Source organism: Streptomyces sp. AA4, from assembly GCF_000158875.1.
In the GTDB taxonomy this organism is placed as follows: domain Bacteria; phylum Actinomycetota; class Actinomycetes; order Mycobacteriales; family Pseudonocardiaceae; genus Amycolatopsis.
The window spans coordinates 6,670,104-6,689,403 of the sequence record NZ_GG657746.1 but is presented as its reverse complement, the minus strand read 5'-3'; the positions used below and the strand labels follow the sequence as shown (position 1 = coordinate 6,689,403).

The following is a 19,300-nucleotide window of genomic DNA, read 5'->3' as shown; positions in this document are numbered from 1 at the left end:
CCACGATGGAGTGGACCGGCGCGCGGTACGCGGACGCCCCGACCGTGCAGGTGGACGCGTGGATCGACGGCTCGCCCGAGCAGGTCTGGCGGTTCGCCTCGGACGTCGAGCTGATGCCGGAGCTGAGCGGCGAACTGCAGTCGGTCCGGTGGTGCGACGAGGGTTCGGCGCCGGCGCTCGGCCGGTCCTTCGTCGGGCACAACCGCCACCGGATGCGCGGCGACTGGGAAACCACGTCCTACATCGTCGAATGCGAAAAGCCGCGCGTTTTCGCCTGGGCGGTCAGCGATCCGGCCAATCCGACCGCGGTCTGGCGGTTCACCCTCGCCCCGGAAAACGGCGGCACGCGGCTCACGCAGTGGGCGCAGATGGGGCCGGGGCCGTCCGGGGTCACCGAGGTGATCGCGCGGATGCCGGAGAAGGAACAGAAGATCGTGCACGTCCGGCTGAGCGAGTTCGAGGCCGCGATGACCGCCACGCTCGGCGCGATCAAGGACCGCGTCGAGGCCGCCGGATGATGCGCGCGGCCACCACCGTCGAGGCGTCGTCGGGCTGGCCGGACACCCGGGATTTCGTGCTGGAGGCGGAAAAACTGGGGCTCGGCGAATGCTGGGTGGCCGAGGCGTGGGGTTCGGACGGGCCGTCGGTGCTCGGCTACCTCGCGGCGCGCACGGACCGGATCCGGCTCGGCTCCGGGATCATGCAGCTCGGCGTGCGCACGCCGGTCGCGGCCGCGCAGGCCGCGCTGACCTTGGCCGAGATGTCCGGCGGCCGGTTCGCACTGGGGCTGGGCGCGTCCGGTCCGCAGGTGGTCGAGGGGCTGCACGGGGTGCCGTTCGCGCGCCCGCTGACCCGGATGCGCGAGACGGTGCAGATCATCCGGAGTGCGTTCGCCGGGGAGAAGATCTCGTTCGCCGGCAAGGCTTTCCAGATCCCGTTGCCCGGAGAGTCCCGCCCGATGCGGCTGTCGACAGCGCCGAACGAGGACATCCCGATCTACCTGGCCACGCTGTCGCCGCGCATGCTGGAACTCACCGGCGAACTCGCCGACGGCTGGCTGGGCACGAGCTTCGTCCCGGAGGGGGCCGACGCCTACTTCCGCCACCTCGACGCAGGGCTCGCGAAAGCCGGTCGCAGCCGCGGCGATCTCGTGGTGTGCCAAGGCGCGGAGGTCGCGTTCGCGTCCGATGAGGACGAACTGCGTCCGATGGTCGCCGGGCGGAAGAAGGAGCTGGCGTTTTCGTTGGGCGGCATGGGTTCGGCGAGCACGAACTTCTACCACGACGCGTACCGCAGGCAAGGTTGGGCGGACGTCGCGGCTGAGGTGCGGCAACGCTGGCAGTCCGGCGATCGCGACGGTGCGGCCGGGTTGGTCACCGACGAGATGGTGCTCGCGACGACGTTGATCGGCACCGAGGACATGGTTCGCGCGCGGTTGAAGGTGTGGCGTGCGGCCGGGGTCGACACGGTTCGGCTGTATCCGGCGGGGGAGACCCTGGAGGAACGGCTGGCGACGCTGGGCCGGGCACTCGAGTTGGTAACGGAAGTGCCCTGACAGACCAAGTATTGGGCCAACCGGCTGCGTCGGCGGGTCCGGCTGCGCCATAGTGGCGGCGATCCCGAACCCCAAGGAGCCGCTCGATGCGCAAGATCGTGTCCACTTTGTTCGTCTCGCTCGACGGCGTGGTCGAAGCGCCGGACCAGTGGTCGCTCTCGTACTGGAACGACGAGCTCGAACACGCGGTGGGCGACGGCATGGCGGACGCCGACGCGATGTTGCTCGGCCGCGTGACCTACGAGGGCTTCGCCGAGGCGTGGCCCGGACGCACGGACGACCCGGGCGCGGAGTTCATGAACAGCGTGCCGAAGTACGTCGCGTCCACCACCCTGACCGCGACGGACTGGCACAACACGACGCTCCTGCGCGGCGACCTCGGCGAGGCGATCGCGGACCTGAAATCCGGGGCGGGCGGCGACATCATGACCAGCGGAAGCACCACGCTGGTGCGCTGGCTCCTGTCGCATGGGCTGGTGGACGAGCTGACCCTGCTGCAGTACCCGGTGGTGGTCGGCAAGGGGCGGCGGTTGTTCCCGGCGGAGGGACCGCAGCTGGACTTCGTGCTGGCGGACACGACGGCGTTCCGCAACGGCGTGCTGCGGCTGGTTTACCGGCCTTCCGACGAGTAGCTATGTCTACAAAGGACTCGGGCGCTCCCCGAATCCGGCTCGCCGAGCGGGATTCGGGGAGCCTCCGGGTCATTCCGCCAGGCGGGCGCCGCGACGCCAGATGGCGCGGGTGTTGAGCGTGTCGCTGATGTTGCTGGTCGGGTCGCCGTCGACGAGCAGGAGGTCGGCGCGCAGTCCTTCGGCGACCCGGCCGCGGTCGCTGAGGCGGAAGCGGCGGGCAGCGGTCGCGGTGGCGGCGCGCAAGGCTCGTTCCGGGGTGAGACCGGCTTCCACGAGGTACTGCAGTTCGTGGTGCAGGCTCGCCCCGTGCGCGAGACCCCCGAAGAACGTCTCGGGCATCGAGACGTCGGTGCCGGCCAGCACGTCGACGCCAGCGGCGTCCAAGGCGCGCACGGTGCCGTACACGTCTTCGAGCTTGCCCTGCGGATAGCGGTTGTAGCTGGAGCGCAAGGTTTCGTCCCACTCGCGGTCGAGCCGCGAGGCGACCCGGGGGTCGTCGGCGAGCGCGCTGCCGGTGATTCCCATCAGCGAGGCGTTGAGGGTGATGCAGGGGATGACGAACATGCCCGCGTCCTTGACCAGGCGGATGATCTCCGGGGTGTGCGGCTCGTCCATGAACACGTGGGCGAGCCCGTCGATGCCCGCTTCGACGGCCATTCTGGTCGCCTCCGCGGTCAAGGCGTGCGCGACGGTGAGGGCGCCGTACTTCTTGGCTTCCGCGACCCCGGCGTTCACGGTGGCCTGGTCGAGACACGGCAGTCCGGGATGTCCTTCCACGCTGCCGTCGTCGATCATGAACTTGATGAAGTCCGAGCCGCGGGCGAGGAGCTGCGGGACGAAGGCGGCCGCTTCCTCGGGCGTGGTGGAGAACGGCATGACGGGCATGACCGGCGGGAGCTCCCACTTCGGCCGGAATCCCTCGGGCATCAGCTCGCTGGGATGACCGCCGGGCGGCGTGATGCCGAAACCGGCGGACCGCACGTCGGCCACGGTGTCGTCGTCGGTGAGGTGCGCCCGGTTCTCCCGGGTGTTCATCCCCTGCATCTCCAGCTCGGTCGTCACCCCGAACCGCAGGGCCAGCGCCAGCGAACCCGGGGCGGAGTGGACGTGGGCGTCGATGAGCCCGGGCAGCAGGGTGGCTCCGGCGCCGTCGACGATCTCGCTGCCCGCGGGGATCTCGCCGCCGACCTGGACGATCCTCGTGCCGTCGAGGACCACAGTCCGCACGCCGAGGGACTTTTCCCCGTCGAAGAGCCGGGCGTTGGCGATCGCGGTGAGTGTCATGGCAGCTCGTCTCGTTTCCTTGCTCAGCACATTTACATACCTAATGCTATGCACTTGCTGACTGGTATGCAACTGTCCTTACGCGGGCTTAGGATCAAGCGCATGAGCGGCTCTCCTGGGCGGACCCCCGCCGACCCGGTGCTGGACCAGATCGGCCCGGCGCTGTCCCGGCTGCGCCGGCGCACCCCGGCGTCGAACAAGGACCTGTCCCGCAATCTGGTGCTCAACGTGATCGCCGACGCGCCCGGCGAAACGACGGTCGGCGGCCTCGCGGTCGAAATGGGCGTCGCCCAGCCGGTGGCCAGCCGGACCGTCGCCGCGTGCATCGCCGACGGACTGCTGCGCCGGGCGGCCTCTCAGGCGGACGGACGTCGTACCGTGCTCGAACTGACCGAGCAGGGCGAGGCGGAACGGAATCGGTTCGCCGCGGAACAGCGGAAAGCGTTCGAGGAGATCACGGCTGCTTGGCCGGCGGAGGAGCGGGTTCAGTTCGCCCGGCTGCTGGCCAGGTACGGCGCCGATGCCGCCGAGTGGTCTCGGAAACGGGCGGCGAGCCAGGACTGACGCCGCCGTTGTCCGCGCTCGAGGATGGTGAGCGGTCGCAGTGCTCCTTCGGGCGCGGGCGAAGGAGCACTGCGACAAGCCAGAGTCAGTTCACCTGCCGGTCCTGTCCCTCCCAGAAGGGCTGCCGCAGCTTGAACTTCTGGATCTTCCCCGTCGCCGTCCGCGGCAGTTCGTCGAGGAACTCCACGCGCTTGGGGCACTTGTACCCGGCCAGGTGCTGGCGGCAGTGGGTGATCAGCTCGTCCGCCGTCACCTCGGTCCCGTCCGTCACCACCAGTGCCGTGACGAGTTCGCCCCACTTCTCGTCCGGGATGCCGATCACCGCGGCTTCGCGGACGGCCGGGTGCGAGTTCAGCGCGTCCTCCACCTCGATCGACGACACGTTCTCGCCGCCGGTGATGATGACGTCCTTCTTGCGGTCGGCGATGGTCAGGTAGCCGTCGGCGAAGGTGCCGCCGTCGCCGGTGTGGAACCAGTTGCCTTCCTGCACGCGCGCGGTCTCGTCCGGGTTTTCCCAGTAGCCGTCGAGGTTGTGGTTGCTCTGGGTGAGGACCTCGCCGTCCGCGTCGATCATGACGCGGACGCCCAGCGCCGGGGCGCCGGCGCGGCCGAGGAGCTTCGCCTGCTCGTGCGGGTCGAGATCGGCCCATTCGCTGCGGAAGCGGTTGACCGTGACCAGCGGAGACGTCTCGGTCAGGCCGTAGATCTGCATGAACTCCCAGCCGAGTTCCGCGCGCACGCGTTCGATGGTCCGGGTCGGCGGCGGCGCGCCGGCCACGACGATCCGGACCCGGTCGCGGCCGGGGATTTCGCCGTCCCACGCGGCGGCGCCGTCCAGGGCCGCGGTGACGACGGCGGGGGCGGCGCACATGATCGTCACGCCGTGGTCCCGCACGCGGCGCAGGATTTCGGTGCCGTCCACTTTGCGCAGCACGATGTGCCGTCCGCCGAGGCCGGTGACCGCGTACGGCATGCCCCAGCCGTTCGCGTGGAACATCGGGAGCGTGTGCAGCAGGACGTCGTTGTCGTTGAGCGTGGTGTGCAGGCCGAAAGTCGTGGCGTTGAGCCACAAATTGCGGTGCGTGAGCTGGACGCCCTTCGGCCGCGCGGTGGTGCCGGAGGTGTAGTTGATCGTGGCGGTCGCGGATTCGTCGGCCGACCACGGCCGCGGTTCGCCTTCGCCGCCCCAGATTTTGCCGTCGTCCTCGCCGAGAACGAACACGTGCTTCGCGGTTACGCTGTCCAGCAACGGTTTCAGCTCGGGGTCGAGCATCAGGACCTCGGCGCCGGAATGCTCGACGATGTAACGCACTTCGGCGGGCGCGAGGCGGAAATTCACCGGAACCAGGATGCGGCCCCAGCCGGATACGCCGAAGAACGACGTCAGCAGCCGCGCGGAGTTGTGCGAGACGATGGCGACGCGGCCGCCGGCCGGAACGCCGAGCGCGTCGAGGTTCGCCGCCTGCGCGCGGGCGCGGCGGGCGAGTTCGCGGTAGGTCACCTCGCCCCAGGACTGCGCGGGCTGGGCGGGCTCGTCCACCACCGCGATCCGGTCCGGGTACACCGTTTCGGCGCGGTCGAGGAAATCGCGGACACTGAGGTCATAGAACACGTGCCGATCCCTTCGCGTCAGCGGGCCGCACTGCCCGCGCGGGTGATTTTCGCTCGCCGCACTGAATCCGGCCACCCCACATGGAGGGTGTCCGAACCTCGGGACTTCAGAGGTAGTGGACGACGCAGAATTCGTGCCCCTCGGGGTCGGCCATCACCAGCACGACGCCCTCCCCGGGGTAGTCGTGGCGTACGCCGGTCCACTGCCCGCCAAGCTGTTCGATCTGCGCCCGCGCCTCGTCGACGTCGTCGACCTCGAGGTCCAGATGCAGCCGGACCTTGCCGCGCTTCGGTTCGGGGACCCGCTGGAACGTGAGACGGGGAGCGGCATCGAGCCGGGAGCCGACCGTGGCCCAGTCCGGTCCGTCCTGCTCCGCGGTAACGGGCCGGTCGAGAAGCGTGCTCCAGAAACCTGCCAGCACCTGCGGTTCCAGGCAATCGATCGTGACGCCGCTCAGCCGTCTCACGGGGCCCGCAGCAACCCGGCGGCCCGAGCCCGGTTCACCGCCTGTACCCGGTTCGACACGGCCAGCTTCCGCATCGCGTGCTTCAGGTACGACTTGACCGTATTGGGCAGCAGGCCGAGCCGGTCGGAGATCTCGTCGTTCGTGCAGCCCTCGCTGACCAGCCGCAGCACGTCGATCTCGCGCGGGGTCAGCGCGACGCCGGGCAGGTCCAGCTCCGGGCGCAGCCGTTCGCACACCGCGAGCAGCCGCTGCCGGGCGGTTTCGTCGGTGATCGACCCGGCGATCGCGGTGAGTTCGGCGTGCAGGTCGCCGCGTTCGGCCGCGGGGACGGCCGTCGGGGCGGCCATCCGGCGCTGCACTTCCTCTTCGACCTCGATGTCGCGTCCCAGCCGAGTCGCCACCGCGGTCGCCGCGTGCAACAGACGGTCGCCGAACGTGATGGACTCCCGGGACGCCGCGTACAGCACCGCGCGCGTGGTCTCGCCGACGCGCACCGGCAGCGCCACCATCGCGCGCAGCCGTTCGGGCGCCACCGCGTGGTCGTATTTGTGCGTGATGCCCTGCGCGCTGAGGTAGTCGACCACCGTCGACGGACGGGCGAGTGCCACCGCTTTGCCGCCGAGCCCGGCTCCGGTGTCCACCTGCACGTGCTGCAACGACCGGGTCATGGTGCCGCGCAGCTGGTCGATGACGTGCGAACGAGAAGCCGCCGACACCGGCCCGCCCATCGCGACCGGCAGTTCGGTGGCGATTTGCAGTGCTTTGAGCGCGCCGGCGACCAGGGGGCTGGCCGTCAGCGCGAGCCGGCCCGGAGGCGTCATGGGCACCGTCCCGCTTCACTCGACCTTGCTGGGTGGACGTCCACGTTACGCGTTGCGTCGCGTTCGGACTACTCGTGTGGTTCGGTGGCACACGTGGCAACCTCGGATTTCGATACCGTCGCCGACCGGCTCTACGCGGGTGAACCGGCCGACTTCGTCGCGGAGCGCACCGCGGCCGCCCGCGCGGCGAAGGAAGCGGGCGACGTCGAACTGGCGCGCCGGATCCGCGCCCTGCGCAAGCCGACCGCGGCCGCGGCGTATCTCAACCGCCTCGCGCGCGACGGTTCCGCTCCGCTGTCCGAGCTGGCCTCGCTCGGCGACAAACTGCGCGAAGCACACGAGCAGCTCGACGGATCCCGGCTGCGCGAACTGGCGCACCAGCGGGCGGAGCTGGTGCAGCGGATCATCCGGGAGGCGACCGGCTTGAGCGATACCGTCGAGCGCGAGGTGGAGGAGACGCTGGAAGCGATCGTCGCGGACGCCGACCTCGCCCGGCTCGCTCTCGCCGGACGCCTGACGTCGAAGGCCCGCCAGGACGCCGACCGCTGGCTGTCGCTGCCGACGAATCCCGCGCCCGCCAAGAAGACGCGACAGTCCGAAAAGGACCGGAAGGCCGAGGAAGAAGCCCGGGTCCGTGCCCTGGAACGGAGACAGGCGGTGCGGGCCCGGGCGGAGGCGGAGCGGAACCTGCAGCGCGCGGAGCGCACCGCCGAACAGGCCGACGAGCGGGTGGCCGAATTGCGGGAACGGCTCGCCGAGGCGGAACACCGCGCTGCCCGAGCGGCCGACGAACTGGCCAAGGCGCAGAAGACTTTCGAGGAAGCCGACGACGCGGTTCAGCGGTCCTGAGGACCTGTCCGACCGCGTGCCGGACAGCCCCAAGCCCGCTTAACGGGAGATTTCCGTCCCCGCGCACCACACCGCGCGAATGGCCCGCGTCGCCGCCAAATCAGCCACCGGGTCGCCCTCGACCAGCACCAGGTCTGCCCGCAACCCGAGCCGGATCTCGCCGCGGTCGGTCAGCCCGAACGCCTGGGCCGCGTCGACCGTGGCGGCGCGCAGGATCTCCACCGTGGTCAACCCAGCCTCGGCGAGCAGTTCGAACTCGCGGTGCAGGCTCGACCCGTGCGGGACCTCGGCCGGGGCGCCGGATTCGGCGTTGCTGTCGGTACCGGCGAGGATCTCGACTCCGGCAGCGCGCAGGGCAGCCACGTTGGCCACGAAATCCCCCGCCGCGCCGGCGAAGTACGGAAGCGCCGCCTCCATCATGGTGAGCGTCGGAATCGCCGTCTGCCCAGCAGTCTTCATCGCCGCGACGTCTTCCGCGGCGATCCGGCCGACCACCGGCACATGCGTCACGAACCGCGCGCCGGTCGCGACCGCCAAGTGGTACGCACCGGGAGTCGCCGCGTGCAGGACGGTGTCCAAACCTCGTACCCGCGCCGCGTCGACCAGCGCCTGCAGCGCCTCGGCGGGCGGCCCGCCGTCGCCGGGGGCCTCCGCGACGCCCTTGACGTAGTCGACGCCTTCCGCGACCCGCTCCTCGACGAAGCGGACCGCGGCGTCCGCGGTGGTGACGATCGCGGACGCGGGCATCCCGGGGATCCGGACGTGCATGCCGCCGGGGCCGATGGCGGGAGTGCCGGCGCTGCGGAAATCCGCCGGGCCCGCCGAGCGCAGCGCGGCCACCCGAGAAGCGGGGAAACACGCCATGTCCAGGCCGGTCGTGACGCCCCAGGCGGCCAGCGCGGCCAGCTGCGCGGGCTCGGTCAGGTGGACGTGGGAGTCGATGAACCCGGGCAGCAGCGTCGCCCCGGCCGCGTCGATTTCCCGTGCCCCGGCGGGATCGGCGCCGAGCACTGTCCCGTCGATCACGACGGTGCGCGGTTCGGTGAGCCCTCGCCCGTCGAAGACGCGCGCGTTGCGCAGAGCGGTCTTGGCCACGATCCCTCCCCGGGTCAGTGGACGCGATACCGCAAGAGTAGTGAGTTGTCGTCCACCAGGGCGGAAAGCAGTTCGAGCTGTTGCGGGTCGATGGCCGCGCCCATCGCGACGCGCGGCGCGTCCCCGGCGATCAGCATCGGCGCGACGGTCAGGCGCAGTTCGTCGACTACGCCCGCGGCCAGCAGCGACGCGAACAGGTGCGGTCCGCCCTCGCAGTCGATGCGGCGGAGTCCTCGCCGGGCCAGTTCGTCCACCGCGGCCCGCAGGTCGACGTCGCCGTGCCGGGGACGCGGGCGCTGGTCCTCCGGGTCCGCGTGCAGGGCCGGGTCGCCGGTGGCCTCGTGCAGGGTTGGGTCGCCTGTCCCGGCGATCAGGACATCCGCCCCGGCCGACGCCCACGCCTCGCGCAGTTCCGGATCGGTCGCCGCACTGGTGACGACGATCGTCGGCACCAGCGCCTTGGTGATCACCGGGGCGTCCGGCGGCAGCGAACGGCCGGTGCTGACCACGGCGATCGGCGCGATCGGGGCCAGCCCGTGCCGGCGCCGCCGCTCGGCGGTCTTCTCGTCCGGCCGCAGGCCCTCGAAGCCCTCGGCCATCGCGGTGCCCGCGCCGACCAGCAGGACGTCGGCGAGGTCGTTGCCCAGCCGGTAGACGATCCGGTCCGCGGGCGTCGACAGCCCGCCCGAGCGGCCGTCGATGGTGATCCCGCCGTCGGCGCTGGACACGAAGTTCACCGCGAGCCACTTCGGCCCGTCCGGATAGACGTAGAGCTGCTCGACGTCGGCCTCGGTGCGGTCTGAGTTTCCCGGAAAGATCTCGCGCATCAGACCGACCGTACAACGTTCGCCGGCGGCCGGGTGCCGACGATGCTCGCCACCATCTCCGCGACCTGCCGCGTTTCGCGGACCTGGTGCGCGCGGAACATCGCCGCGCCGTGCAGCGCGGACACCGCGGTGGCGGCGAGCGTGCCGATGACCCGTTCGCCGACCGGGAGGTCCAGCGTTTCGCCGATCACGTCCTTGTTCGACAGCGCCATCAGCACCGGCCAGCCCGTCGCGACCAGCGCGTCGACGTGCCGCAGCAGTTCGAGCGACTGGTAGGAGTTCTTCCCGAAGTCGATGCAGGGGTCGATCATGATGCCCTCGCGCGGCACCCCCGCGGCGAGCGCGCGCTCGGCCAGCGAGGTGGTGCCTTCGACGACCGCCGCCACCACGTCGTCGTACACCGGCCGGAGGGCTTCGGCGCGCGGCACGAGACCGTTGGTGTGCGAGCAGATGTAGCCCGCGCCGTGCTCGGCGGCGACGTCGAGGATTTCCGGTTCGACCGCGGCCCAGTTGTCGTTGACCAGGTCCGCGCCCGCGCGGCAGACCGCGTCGGCGACCTCGGCGCGGTAGGTGTCCACGCTGATCACCAGGTCGGGGAAGTTCTCGCGGGCCCATTCGACGGTCGGCACGACGCGGCGGATCTCCTCGGCCGCGGTGACCTCGGGGCCCTTGCCCGCGGGCACGCCGCCGATGTCGATCAGGTCGGCGCCCTCGGCGTGCGCGCGCCGGATGGCCGCTTGCGCGGGGGCTTCTTCGAAGGTCGCACCGTTGTCGTAGAAGGAGTCTGGGGTGCGGTTGACGATGGCCATCACCAGGGCGCGGTCACTGGTGAGGCGACGGCCTCGGAACACGAGGTCGGGCGTATGCATGCGGTCTCCCGGGCCGGAACGAAAGATCTCGCGTGATCATAGGCGAGTTCGCGGCGGGAGTACGTCCGGCAGGTGGCGGGCGGAAAGGTCCGGAGGCCACCTGCGTCCGGGCGTTCGGTCGATCTGCGGCAGTGCGGATCAGGAGGCGAGCGCCTCGTTGACGGTCAGGAACTCGCCCGCGGTGCGGGTGGCGGAGAATTCGATCACGCGGTAATGCGCGAGCCGTTGCAGGACGAGCGGATCGGTGGCGAGCACGGCGTCCAGCTTGCCGCGCAGGCACGGGCGGGTGATGATGACCTGGTCGGCGTCCTCGTTTCCTTTTCCGGAAACGAGGAACAATCCATGCGCGAACTGGCTTCGCAGCCACTCGGCGTGTTCGGCCAGCGCGTAGTCGACTTCGTTTCGAGGTGCTGTGTAGGACAGCAATGCGATGTACATGACCTCAGAGTAGGACGCTCGGTCGGATGGTGCATCCTCCTCCCGAGTGCCGTCGTCCTTCATCGAATGGTCAAGTATTCCCAATAACTCTTTACGGATAAGCGTACTGCCGGGATTTCCGTTACGGGGTACGGAAAATTCCGTGTCGCGGCGTTTCCGCTGGACATTTCGGACGGATGGTCAAGACCATCCCCAGTTCTGCGTGAAGCAGCCGGCCAGATAAAGATCCACGCGGTCGGCGAACCGGCTCGGATCGCGTCCGGTGAGTTCGCCGATCCGGGTGATGCGGTATCGCAGAGTGTTCACGTGCAAGTGCAGAGTGGCCGACGTCTGCGTCCAAGATCCCGAATGTTCCAGGAACGCCTTGAGCGTCGTTATCAATTCGGAACCGTGTGCCGCGTCGTACGCGAGTACCGGGCCCAGTACTTTTTCGCCGAATGTGCGGCGCAAGTCCTCCGGCACGGCGGCGAGCAGCAGCAGATGCGACGCCACTTCGTCGCCGGACAACACTGTCGCGCGGCCCGGGGTCAACGCGGCCAGCGTGCGCGCGTGCCGGGCTTCCTGCACTCCGGCGCGGAGCCCGGCGGCGTCCGCGGCCCGGCTGAGGCCGAGCGTCAGCCGCGCGGACCCGAGCGCCGGTTCGATCGTGTGCACCGCTTCCCGCAACGCCTCGGTATCCCGTGACGCGAACAGGCCGAACGTCTCGCCTTCCACGGTCGCCACCAGCACCGGCTGCCCGGTGGCCGAAAGCAGTTCCTCGACCAGCACCTGCGCGAGCCCCGGCCCGCCGCCGCGGACCTCGGCGGACAGCGTCGTCACCGGTTCCTGCGGCGCGAAGCCGGCGGCGGCCAGCCGGGACGTCAGCTCACCTGGTGCCGCGTCGTCGGAGAGCACCAGCCGCAACAGGGGTTCGGCCGCCCGGTTCTCGATGCGCCGGGCCTCGTCCATGCGGGACCGTTCGAGCCCGACCAGCGCCGCGAGTTCCAGCGCCAGCTCCCGGCGCGCGGACGGCCACTTCGCCGGATCGCCGTCCACCACGAGGAACCAGCTCGCGATCCGGTGCCCGGAGCGTCCGGCCGCGCCGAGCAGCGTGACCGGGCCGTCCTGACAGGGCAGCCGTTCGGCCCGCAGGAACCGCCGGGCCAGCGCGGCGCGGCGGGCGGCAGGCAGTTCCGGTCCGCCGGCCAGCTGCTGCCCGGTCGCGCTCAGCACGAGACAGTCCGTGCCCAGCTCCTCCGCGCCGGCCTTGACCAGCGCGGACAGTCCGTGGCCGGACGTCACCGCGGCCACCAGCCGCCGGTGCGAATCGCGGGCGGGCGCCGAGCGTTCCGCCGCCAGGCCCAGGATCACCCGCTCGGCCACGGTCGCGAACGAAACCGACACCGGCACCTCGAACAACGGCAGGCCGACGCGTTCGCAGGCGGCCACGAGGTAGTCCGGCACCGGGCCGCCCACCTCGGCGGTCCCGGCCCCGAGCGCGGTCACGCCCGCGGCGGCGAGTTTGCCGACGAACGCGTCCGCGTCCGCGGGCCCGGGCAGCCAGCGCAGGCCGCACAGCACGATCTCGCCGCCGTCGAGGTACCGCGTCGGATCCTGCAGGGTCGCCTGGAAGACGCGGCCGAACTCCCGGTCGCGCGCCTTCTCGCCCGCCAGCAGCCGCAACCCCAGCTCCGGGGTGTCGAGCAGTGCACCCAGCCGCATGCGCGCCTCCTTCCGCCCATCAGTACCGCACACCAGAGGGGTTTGGCGGAAACTACGAAAAACCGGCCCTTCGCGCTCACTCCTTTCGGTGGATCTGCCGTGGCCCGGGCCACGCCCGGGCAGGTGTACTCACTCGGCGAGCGAACGGAAAGGGATGACCAATGGCGATCGTTCTTGGCGACAACCGATACGGGAAGGCCGAAAACCGGCTGGTCCGCGTCGACCGGGACGGAGACGAGCACCGGATCACCGACCTCACCGTGAGCGTGTCGCTGTCGGGCGACATGAGCGACACCCACCTGACCGGGGCCAACGACAAGGTGCTGGCCACCGACACGCAGAAGAACACGGTGTTCGCCTTCGCCCGCGACGGCATCGGCGAGATCGAGGACTTCGCGCTGCGGCTGGCCCGGCACTTCGTGTCCAGCCAGGAGAGCATCCACCTCGCCCGCGTCGGGATCGTGGCCCATCCGTGGGAGCGGCTGCAGGTCGGCGGACGTCCGGCGCACCATTCGTTCGCCCGTTCCGGGGCGGGCACGCGCACCACCCGCGTCACCTACGACGGCGAGCGGGCCTGGGTGCTGGGCGGGGTCGAGGACCTCACCGTGCTCAACTCCACCGGATCCGAATTCTGGGGCTTCCCGCGCGACGAATACACCACGCTGGTCGAGGTCAAGGACCGGATCCTCGCCACCGCGGTATCCGCGACCTGGCGGTTCTCCGTCGAGGAGGCCGATTGGGCGCAGGCGCACGAAACCGCGCTCGCCACGCTGCTCGACGCGTTCGGCGGCACGCACAGCCAGTCCCTGCAGCAGACGCTGTACGCGATGGGCGAGGCGGTGCTGGAGGCCGTCCCGGAGATCGCGGAGATCCGGTTCTCGCTGCCGAACAAGCACCATTTCCTCGTCGACCTCGAGCCGTTCGGCCTCGACAACCCCGGCGAGGTCTTCTACGCCGCCGACCGGCCCTACGGGCTGATCGAGGGCACCGTCCTGCGCGACGACGCCCCGCCGGCCGGTCCGGCCTGGTCCTGAGCACACCGAAACCCGAGCTGTTGGGAGCGCTACTGTCATGACCGTGTCCATCGATGCCGACGTCGAACGCGCCTGGCTCGCCGAATGCGTGCGGATCGCCGAGAAGAACGTCGCCGACGGCGGCGGCCCGTTCGGCGCGCTCGTGGTGAAGGACGGCGAGATCGTCGCGACCGGCGTCAACCGCGTCACCCCGTCGCTCGACCCGACCGCGCACGCCGAGGTGGTCGCGATCCGCGCGGCCTGCCAGGCGCTCGGCACGTTCAGCCTCGCCGGATGCGTGCTCGTCTCCTCGTGCGAGCCGTGCCCGATGTGCCTCGCGTCGTCGCTGTGGGCGCGCGTGGACCGCGTGCTGTACGCGGCCGACCGGGACGACGCCGCCCGGGCCGGATTCGACGACCGGGCCTTCTACGAGCTTTTCGAGCATCCCCGCGAAACGTGGCAGACCCCGGTTTCGCGAGTGTCCACATCGGACGCTTTCGCCCCGTTCTCCGCCTGGCTCAACCGGTCCGACCGGATCGAGTACTGAGCCTCGGCGAGTGCTGAGGCCGGTCAGAATCGGCTTCAGCGTTCTCCGCCCCACCCCACCGGGCCACCCTCCCGGTGCTGACCGGAGCACCAGAAAAACGCAAACGTCCCGCCGCGCCGCCCCTTGCCTGTGCCAGGGGTGCGGTCCGGCACACCCACCGGCAAGGGGAGGACGCATGACCCAGGTACGCCTCGAAGAAGCGGTGACCTCGGCTCCCGGACCGCAGCGCAAGTCCATTGTGGAGCGACTTTTCGAAATACGCGCTCGCAACACCACCGTAGGCCGGGAAGTGCGCGGAGGGGTGACCACCTTCGTCGCGATGGCCTACATCGTTTTGCTCAACCCGCTCATCCTCGGCGCTTCCGCCGACATCACCGGCGCGAAACTCAGCGCCGCGCAAGTAACCACGGCGACCGCGCTCGCCGCCGCCGTGATGACTGTCCTCATGGGACTCGTCGGCAACGCGCCGCTCGCGCTCGCCGCCGGTCTCGGGATCAACGGCATCGTCGCGTTCCAGATGGCCCCGGCGATGACGTGGGCCCAGGCTTTCGGGCTGGTGGTGCTCGAGGGCGTCTGCATCGTGCTGATGGCGGTCAGCGGGGTCCGGGAACGCATCATGAACGCGATCCCCGGACCGCTGAAAACCGCGATCACCGTCGGGATCGGGTTGTACATCGCGCTCGTCGGACTGGTGAGCGCCGGGTTCGTGACCCGCATTCCGGACGCGGCGCACACGACTGTTCCCGTTCGGCTCGGCGTCGACGGCCATCTGTCCGGTTTGCCGATCGCGGTGTTCTGCTTCGGCCTCCTGCTGATGACCGTGCTGGTGTCGCGGAAGGTGCCCGGCGCGGTGCTGATCAGCATCGCCGCCGCCACCGTGCTCGCGGTGGTGCTGCACGACGGATTCGGCGTCGGCGATTGGGGTTTGACGACTCCGACGCTGCCGCATTCCGTGGTCGCGGCTCCCGATTTCGGGCTGCTCGGGCACGTCGATCTGTTCGGCGGATTCGCCAAGGCGGGCGCGCTGACCGCGACGATCTTCCTGTTCACCCTGGTGCTGTCCGGGTTCTTCGACGCGATGGGCACCATCACCAGCGTGTCGGCCGAGGCCGGGCTGTCGAAGAACGGCCGGGTGCCGCGGATGGGCCGGATCCTGTTCGTGGACGGGGCCGGGGCGATCGCGGGCGGGGTGTCCGGCTCGTCGCCGAACACCGTGTTCCTGGAGTCCGCGGCCGGCGTCGGGGAGGGCGCGCGGACCGGGCTGGCGAGTGTCGTGACCGGGCTCTTGTTCGGGGCGACGCTGCTGTTCACGCCGATCGCGGGCATCGTGCCGGCGCAGGCCGCCGCACCGGCGCTCGTGGTGATCGGCGGGATGATGGTGGCGCAATGCCGCAACATTCCGTGGAACGACCCGGATTACACGATCCCGGTGTTCCTGACGGTCGCGCTCATTCCGTTCACCTACTCCATCACCAACGGCGTCGGCGCGGGCCTCATCGCGTTCGTGCTGATCAAGACCTTCCGCGGGAAGTGGCGTGAAGCGGGGTGGATCCTCACCGTGCTCGCGCTCGTGTTCACCGTCTACTTCGGAATCGACGTGGTGAAGGCGATCCTCTGAGAGAAGAAAGGGACCACCATGCCTCTGATGTTCCTCAACGGCGGCGCGATGCGCGGCGAACCTCTGCACCATCTGCTCGACGGCGCTCCGCTGGTGGCCGAAACGACCACGGCCGCGAAGTACCGGTTCTATTCGGTGGGCGGGCAATGCCCGGCGCTGGTCCCGGTGGCGCACGGCGGCGCGGCGATCTCCGGCGAGGTCTACGACCTCACGCTGGACCAGCTGCGCGACCGCGTGCTCCCGTCCGAACCGCCGGAGCTGGAGCTGGGCGTGATCGAACTGGCCGACGGCAGTTCGGCGTTCGCGATGCTGCTGCGGCGGCCGCAGACCTCGCACGTGCAGCTGCGGGACATTACGGAAATCGGCGACTGGCGAGCGTTCAAGGCCGCGGCGTGACGGTTCTGGTCGCTCCGGACAAGTTCAAGGGCTCGCTCACCGCGGCGGAGGTCGCGGAGGTGGTGGCCGCGGCGTTCGCCGAGGTCGCGCCGGGCGAGCCGGTGCGGCAGCTGCCGGTGGCGGACGGCGGCGACGGCACCGTCGCCGCCGCCGTCGCGGCCGGGTTCCAGCGGGTTCCGGTGCGGGTGTCCGGGCCGACCGGCCGCCGGATCACCGCGTACTACGCGCTGCGCGGGACGGTCGCCGTCGTCGAACTGGCGGAGGCGTCCGGCCTGCACCGGCTGCCCGGCGGGCGGCTGGAGCCGCTGACCGCGTCGAGCTACGGCACGGGCGAGCTGATCGCGGCCGCCCGTGCCGCCGGGGCGACGCAAATCGTGCTCGGGGTCGGCGGCAGTGCTTGCACCGACGGCGGCGCTGGGTTGCTGACTGCGCTGGGTGCGCGACTGCTCGACGCGTCCGGTGCGCAGCTTCCGCCCGGCGGCGCGGCCTTGGCGGAGTTGTCCACAGTGGATTTGTCCGCACTGCCCGAAGTGGACATTGTCCTGGCGTCCGATGTGGATAACCCGTTGCTGGGCGTGGACGGCGCGGCCGTGGTGTACGGGCCGCAGAAGGGTGCTGGACCCGCCGAGATCGCGTTGCTGGAACGCGGGCTGACCCGGTGGGTTGAAGTGATGGGCTCCGCGCACGCCACCACCCCGGGCGCCGGCGCGGCAGGCGGCGTCGGGTTCGGTGTGCTCACCGGACTCGGCGCCCGCATTCGGCCCGGCATCGAGTTGTTGCTGGAGTTGCTGGGTTTCCCGGCCGCGGCCCGGGACGCCCGGCTCGTCGTCACCGGCGAGGGTTCGCTGGATACCCAGTCGCTGCACGGAAAAGCGCCGGTGGGCGTTCTCCGCGCGGCGGGCGGCACACCGGTCGTCGCGTTGGCCGGGCGGTGCCTGCTGTCCGCACCGGAATGGCGGGAAGCGGGCTTCGCCGGGGTGTACGCGCTGACCGACGTCGAACCGGACGAGCACCGGTGCGTGGCGGAGGCCCGGTCGTTGCTGCGCGAGCGGGCCGCACAGCTGGCTCGGGATTTCAGCCGAGCAATACCTGCCTGACGTGGTCGGACAGGGGGAGTCCGGCCGCGTCGGCGGGGGTCAGCCAGCGGTGGTCGTCGTGTTCGGCCGGGTTGAGCTGAAGGTCGCCGAGGAATTCCGGGTGCGCGTCGTAGTAGGCGGCGTGCACGGTGAACGGTTTGCCGGTGCGGTCCGGCCAGGATTGGCGGACCCGTTCCCCGGCGAGCTGTACGCGCAGCCCGGTTTCCTCGGCGACTTCCCGTACCGCGGTGGTCTCCGGGGCTTCGCCGGGTTCGACGGTGCCGCCGGGGAATTCCCAATGCCCGCCGAGGAAAGTCCCCGGCGCGCGGCGGATCAGCAGCACGGTTTCGCCGCGGCGGAGCAGGACGTACGCGAGATGTTTGTCGTTCATGCCGCTCCTCCGTTGGCGACGAGGACTTGTCCGTTCACCCAGCCGCCTTCCGGTCCGCAGAGGAACGCGACCAGACCCGCGCAGTCGCGTGGGGTGCCGATCCGGCCCAGCGGATTGTGCCGGGCGAACGCTTCGCGGTCGGCTTCGGGGATCCAGCCGGTGTCGGTCGCGCCCGGGTTCACCGCGTTCGCCGTGATGCCGAGGTGGCCTAGTTCTCCCGCTGCGGCGAGGGTGATCCGGTCGAGCGCGCCTTTGCTTGCTCCGTAGGGCAAGTTGTGCACTACGTGGTCGCTGGTCAACGTTACGATCCTCCCTGCACCGCGGGGTCCGCGGTAGCGTTGGGCGAACTCTCGGATCAGCAGCCAGCTTGCGCGGGCGTTCACCGCGAAGTGCCGGTCGAAACTGTCCACTGTGGTGTCGAGCAGGCCGGAATCCACGGACTCGCAGTGGGCGAGCACGAGCGCTTGGACGTCGTCGTCGATCTGGTCGAACAGTCTCGCCGGGGTTTCCGGGTCGGCCAGGTCGGCTTCGATGCCCTCGACGGTCTCGTCGGGGCCCCACGGCATCCGGCGGTCGTAGTCGGACCAGCGGGTGGTGACGACGTTCCAATCGTCTTCCTTCAGCCGGGCGGCGATCGCGGCGCCGATTCCGGCTTTCCGGCCGACTCCGGTGATCAGGGCGGTTTTCTTACTCTTCAATGGCGCTGTCTTTCGCGCGGAGGTGCTGCCGGAAGGTGTAGGACGGGTCCTTTTCCCGGAGGGTCAGGAATTCGCTGAACCGGACCTGTTCGCGGAGGGTGACGCCGTCGCGGATCTTCGCCGCTTGCCGGTGTTCGGTGTCGCGAATGGATTCGGCTAGCCGGAATACTTCCTCGGCTTGGGCGGCTGGGATGAAGAGGACGCCGTCGTCGTCGCCGAAGACCAGGTCGTCGGTGGTGACGGTCCATTCGCCGACGGTGGCGGCATCGAGGGCGTCGGCGGCGCGGTCGTTGAGGTGCAGGGGGCCGGTGGAGAGGGAGCCCAGGCTGTAGACCGGGAGGCCGATTTCGCGGAGTTCGGCGGTGTCCCGGTGCAGGCCCCAGATGACTATGCCGCTCAGTCCGGCTGCCGCTGCTTCGGCGGTGATGAGGTCGCCTACGCAGCTCTCGTCCAGGCGGCCTCGGTTGTCTACTACCAGGACGTCGCCTGGGCGGGCGGTGGTCAGGGCTTCCAGGAAGACGTCGACACTGCCGGAGTGTCTGGCTGGGAGGACTCTGCCGGAGAGCTTCTGGCCTGGGGTTATTGACCTGGTTCCGGCTGGGGCGCAGCGGACGGTCAGGCGGGCGCGGAGGCAGCCGTCTGCCAGGTGGGCGGTGGTTAGGGTGGTGAAGCGGTGGGTCAGGTCGCTGGGGGTCAGATCGCTGTGGGTCATGGGGTCGCCCTTCGTTGCGGGGGTGTTCGGCTCGTCGCCCTGGCGGGCGACATTGCTTTTGGGGGGTTGCGTGAGGCACCCCGAAGTTTCATTGTGCTGACGGGCGGTGGGTGCTTGTCAAGGCGGGAAAGATGCC

At 70.3% G+C, this 19,300-nt stretch carries 22 protein-coding genes; 10 read left to right on the top strand and 12 right to left on the bottom strand.

Features of this window, described 5'->3' with window-relative positions; all coding sequences use genetic code 11:
* Nucleotides 1-5 precede the first annotated feature (5 nt).
* From SSMG_RS30310 to SSMG_RS30300, 3 genes are all read left to right on the top strand, one after another.
* Entirely contained in the window at nucleotides 6-518 is a 513-nt protein-coding gene (locus SSMG_RS30310) for an SRPBCC family protein (RefSeq protein ID WP_009082409.1), read from the top strand.
* Nucleotides 518-1,555, top strand: coding sequence for an LLM class flavin-dependent oxidoreductase (locus SSMG_RS30305; RefSeq protein WP_037715323.1), 1,038 nt, complete (start codon nucleotides 518-520; stop codon nucleotides 1,553-1,555). Before SSMG_RS30310 ends, SSMG_RS30305 begins: the two co-directional genes overlap by 1 nt.
* Before the next feature lie 86 nt (nucleotides 1,556-1,641).
* Nucleotides 1,642-2,187, top strand: coding sequence for a dihydrofolate reductase family protein (locus tag SSMG_RS30300; RefSeq protein WP_009082406.1), 546 nt, complete (start codon nucleotides 1,642-1,644; stop codon nucleotides 2,185-2,187).
* A gap of 69 nt (nucleotides 2,188-2,256) precedes the next feature.
* Here SSMG_RS30300 and SSMG_RS30295 read toward each other — a convergent pair whose 3' ends face one another.
* Nucleotides 2,257-3,471 (bottom strand): amidohydrolase family protein, encoded by a 1,215-nt coding sequence (locus SSMG_RS30295; protein WP_037715320.1) that lies wholly within the window; start codon nucleotides 3,469-3,471, stop codon nucleotides 2,257-2,259.
* A 102-nt stretch (nucleotides 3,472-3,573) separates the two neighbouring features.
* Between SSMG_RS30295 and SSMG_RS30290 the strand changes: the two genes are divergently transcribed.
* Entirely contained in the window at nucleotides 3,574-4,035 is a 462-nt protein-coding gene (locus SSMG_RS30290) for a MarR family winged helix-turn-helix transcriptional regulator (protein ID WP_037715317.1), read from the top strand.
* Between the two features lie 85 nt (nucleotides 4,036-4,120).
* On the opposite strand, the gene SSMG_RS30285 is transcribed toward SSMG_RS30290, so the two are convergent.
* From SSMG_RS30285 to SSMG_RS30275, 3 genes are all read right to left on the bottom strand, one after another.
* The gene (locus tag SSMG_RS30285) at nucleotides 4,121-5,647 is read right to left on the bottom strand and encodes an AMP-binding protein (protein ID WP_009082401.1); all 1,527 of its coding nucleotides are present in this window, start codon (nucleotides 5,645-5,647) and stop codon (nucleotides 4,121-4,123) included.
* Between the two features lie 106 nt (nucleotides 5,648-5,753).
* Complete coding sequence (locus SSMG_RS30280) at nucleotides 5,754-6,113, bottom strand: VOC family protein (RefSeq protein ID WP_100266934.1); 360 nt, start codon at nucleotides 6,111-6,113, stop codon at nucleotides 5,754-5,756.
* Nucleotides 6,110-6,934, bottom strand: coding sequence for a LuxR C-terminal-related transcriptional regulator (locus tag SSMG_RS30275; RefSeq protein WP_037715315.1), 825 nt, complete (start codon nucleotides 6,932-6,934; stop codon nucleotides 6,110-6,112). Before SSMG_RS30275 ends, SSMG_RS30280 begins: the two co-directional genes overlap by 4 nt.
* A 93-nt stretch (nucleotides 6,935-7,027) precedes the next feature.
* On the opposite strand from SSMG_RS30275, the gene SSMG_RS30270 reads away from it, so the two are divergent.
* Nucleotides 7,028-7,783 carry a hypothetical protein gene (locus SSMG_RS30270; RefSeq protein ID WP_037715313.1) on the top strand — a complete coding sequence of 252 codons (756 nt, stop codon included), beginning with the start codon at nucleotides 7,028-7,030 and terminating at the stop codon, nucleotides 7,781-7,783.
* Between the two features lie 39 nt (nucleotides 7,784-7,822).
* Here the strand turns inward: SSMG_RS30270 and SSMG_RS30265 are convergent, their stop codons facing one another.
* The 5 genes from SSMG_RS30265 to SSMG_RS30245 form a co-directional block, all read right to left on the bottom strand.
* The gene (locus tag SSMG_RS30265) at nucleotides 7,823-8,878 is read right to left on the bottom strand and encodes an amidohydrolase family protein (protein WP_037715311.1); all 1,056 of its coding nucleotides are present in this window, start codon (nucleotides 8,876-8,878) and stop codon (nucleotides 7,823-7,825) included.
* A gap of 14 nt (nucleotides 8,879-8,892) precedes the next feature.
* On the bottom strand, nucleotides 8,893-9,705 hold the full coding sequence (locus SSMG_RS30260; protein ID WP_009082393.1) for a pyrimidine reductase family protein: 813 nt from the start codon (nucleotides 9,703-9,705) through the stop codon (nucleotides 8,893-8,895).
* Complete coding sequence (gene folP / locus SSMG_RS30255) at nucleotides 9,705-10,574, bottom strand: dihydropteroate synthase (RefSeq protein ID WP_009082391.1); 870 nt, start codon at nucleotides 10,572-10,574, stop codon at nucleotides 9,705-9,707. Before folP ends, SSMG_RS30260 begins: the two co-directional genes overlap by 1 nt.
* A gap of 138 nt (nucleotides 10,575-10,712) precedes the next feature.
* Nucleotides 10,713-11,012, bottom strand: a complete 300-nt coding sequence (locus SSMG_RS30250) for a YciI family protein (RefSeq protein WP_009082389.1) — start codon at nucleotides 11,010-11,012, stop codon at nucleotides 10,713-10,715.
* Between the two features lie 180 nt (nucleotides 11,013-11,192).
* Nucleotides 11,193-12,713 carry a PucR family transcriptional regulator gene (locus SSMG_RS30245; RefSeq protein ID WP_037715308.1) on the bottom strand — a complete coding sequence of 507 codons (1,521 nt, stop codon included), beginning with the start codon at nucleotides 12,711-12,713 and terminating at the stop codon, nucleotides 11,193-11,195.
* Between the two features lie 161 nt (nucleotides 12,714-12,874).
* Between SSMG_RS30245 and pucL the strand changes: the two genes are divergently transcribed.
* The 5 genes from pucL to SSMG_RS30220 all read left to right on the top strand — a co-directional run bounded on the left by pucL (nucleotide 12,875) and on the right by SSMG_RS30220 (nucleotide 17,384).
* Nucleotides 12,875-13,747, top strand: coding sequence for a factor-independent urate hydroxylase (pucL, locus tag SSMG_RS30240; protein ID WP_009082386.1), 873 nt, complete (start codon nucleotides 12,875-12,877; stop codon nucleotides 13,745-13,747).
* Nucleotides 13,748-13,790: 43 nt separating this feature from the next.
* A complete protein-coding gene (locus tag SSMG_RS30235; RefSeq protein WP_286156985.1) occupies nucleotides 13,791-14,273 on the top strand; it encodes a nucleoside deaminase in 483 nt (160 codons plus the stop codon).
* Between the two features lie 175 nt (nucleotides 14,274-14,448).
* Nucleotides 14,449-15,891 (top strand): NCS2 family permease, encoded by a 1,443-nt coding sequence (locus SSMG_RS30230; protein ID WP_009082382.1) that lies wholly within the window; start codon nucleotides 14,449-14,451, stop codon nucleotides 15,889-15,891.
* An 18-nt stretch (nucleotides 15,892-15,909) separates the two neighbouring features.
* On the top strand, nucleotides 15,910-16,287 hold the full coding sequence (locus SSMG_RS30225) for a gamma-glutamylcyclotransferase (protein WP_009082380.1): 378 nt from the start codon (nucleotides 15,910-15,912) through the stop codon (nucleotides 16,285-16,287).
* Nucleotides 16,284-17,384, top strand: a complete 1,101-nt coding sequence (locus SSMG_RS30220) for a glycerate kinase (protein WP_050788317.1) — start codon at nucleotides 16,284-16,286, stop codon at nucleotides 17,382-17,384. The genes SSMG_RS30225 and SSMG_RS30220 overlap by 4 nt, the downstream gene beginning before the upstream one ends.
* Here SSMG_RS30220 and SSMG_RS30215 read toward each other — a convergent pair.
* The 3 genes from SSMG_RS30215 to SSMG_RS30205 are packed head-to-tail and all read right to left on the bottom strand — an operon-like array spanning nucleotide 17,362 to nucleotide 19,164.
* Nucleotides 17,362-17,754 carry an NUDIX hydrolase gene (locus tag SSMG_RS30215; RefSeq protein WP_009082364.1) on the bottom strand — a complete coding sequence of 131 codons (393 nt, stop codon included), beginning with the start codon at nucleotides 17,752-17,754 and terminating at the stop codon, nucleotides 17,362-17,364. The two genes, SSMG_RS30220 and SSMG_RS30215, sit on opposite strands and share 23 nt — an antisense overlap.
* A complete protein-coding gene (locus tag SSMG_RS30210; protein WP_009082362.1) occupies nucleotides 17,751-18,452 on the bottom strand; it encodes an SDR family oxidoreductase in 702 nt (233 codons plus the stop codon). The genes SSMG_RS30215 and SSMG_RS30210 overlap by 4 nt, the downstream gene beginning before the upstream one ends.
* Nucleotides 18,442-19,164 (bottom strand): RraA family protein, encoded by a 723-nt coding sequence (locus SSMG_RS30205; RefSeq protein WP_009082361.1) that lies wholly within the window; start codon nucleotides 19,162-19,164, stop codon nucleotides 18,442-18,444. The genes SSMG_RS30210 and SSMG_RS30205 overlap by 11 nt, the downstream gene beginning before the upstream one ends.
* Between the last annotated feature and the right edge of the window lie 136 nt (nucleotides 19,165-19,300).

Excerpts from the sequence above, each read along its gene's own strand:
- SSMG_RS30300 (WP_009082406.1), top strand. The coding sequence starts at position 1,642 with ATGCGCAAGATCGTGTCCACTTTGTTCGTCTCGCTCGACGGCGTGGTC.
- SSMG_RS30205 (WP_009082361.1), bottom strand. The coding sequence starts at position 19,164 with ATGACCCACAGCGATCTGACCCCCAGCGACCTGACCCACCGCTTCACC.
- SSMG_RS30290 (WP_037715317.1), top strand. The coding sequence starts at position 3,574 with ATGAGCGGCTCTCCTGGGCGGACCCCCGCCGACCCGGTGCTGGACCAG.
- SSMG_RS30310 (WP_009082409.1), top strand. The coding sequence starts at position 6 with ATGGAGTGGACCGGCGCGCGGTACGCGGACGCCCCGACCGTGCAGGTG.
- SSMG_RS30295 (WP_037715320.1), bottom strand. The coding sequence starts at position 3,471 with ATGACACTCACCGCGATCGCCAACGCCCGGCTCTTCGACGGGGAAAAG.
- SSMG_RS30225 (WP_009082380.1), top strand. The coding sequence starts at position 15,910 with ATGCCTCTGATGTTCCTCAACGGCGGCGCGATGCGCGGCGAACCTCTG.
- SSMG_RS30215 (WP_009082364.1), bottom strand. The coding sequence starts at position 17,754 with ATGAACGACAAACATCTCGCGTACGTCCTGCTCCGCCGCGGCGAAACC.
- SSMG_RS30230 (WP_009082382.1), top strand. The coding sequence starts at position 14,449 with ATGACCCAGGTACGCCTCGAAGAAGCGGTGACCTCGGCTCCCGGACCG.
- SSMG_RS30245 (WP_037715308.1), bottom strand. The coding sequence starts at position 12,713 with ATGCGGCTGGGTGCACTGCTCGACACCCCGGAGCTGGGGTTGCGGCTG.
- SSMG_RS30305 (WP_037715323.1), top strand. The coding sequence starts at position 518 with ATGCGCGCGGCCACCACCGTCGAGGCGTCGTCGGGCTGGCCGGACACC.
- folP (WP_009082391.1), bottom strand. The coding sequence starts at position 10,574 with ATGCATACGCCCGACCTCGTGTTCCGAGGCCGTCGCCTCACCAGTGAC.
- SSMG_RS30275 (WP_037715315.1), bottom strand. The coding sequence starts at position 6,934 with ATGACGCCTCCGGGCCGGCTCGCGCTGACGGCCAGCCCCCTGGTCGCC.
- SSMG_RS30260 (WP_009082393.1), bottom strand. The coding sequence starts at position 9,705 with ATGCGCGAGATCTTTCCGGGAAACTCAGACCGCACCGAGGCCGACGTC.
- SSMG_RS30250 (WP_009082389.1), bottom strand. The coding sequence starts at position 11,012 with ATGTACATCGCATTGCTGTCCTACACAGCACCTCGAAACGAAGTCGAC.
- pucL (WP_009082386.1), top strand. The coding sequence starts at position 12,875 with ATGGCGATCGTTCTTGGCGACAACCGATACGGGAAGGCCGAAAACCGG.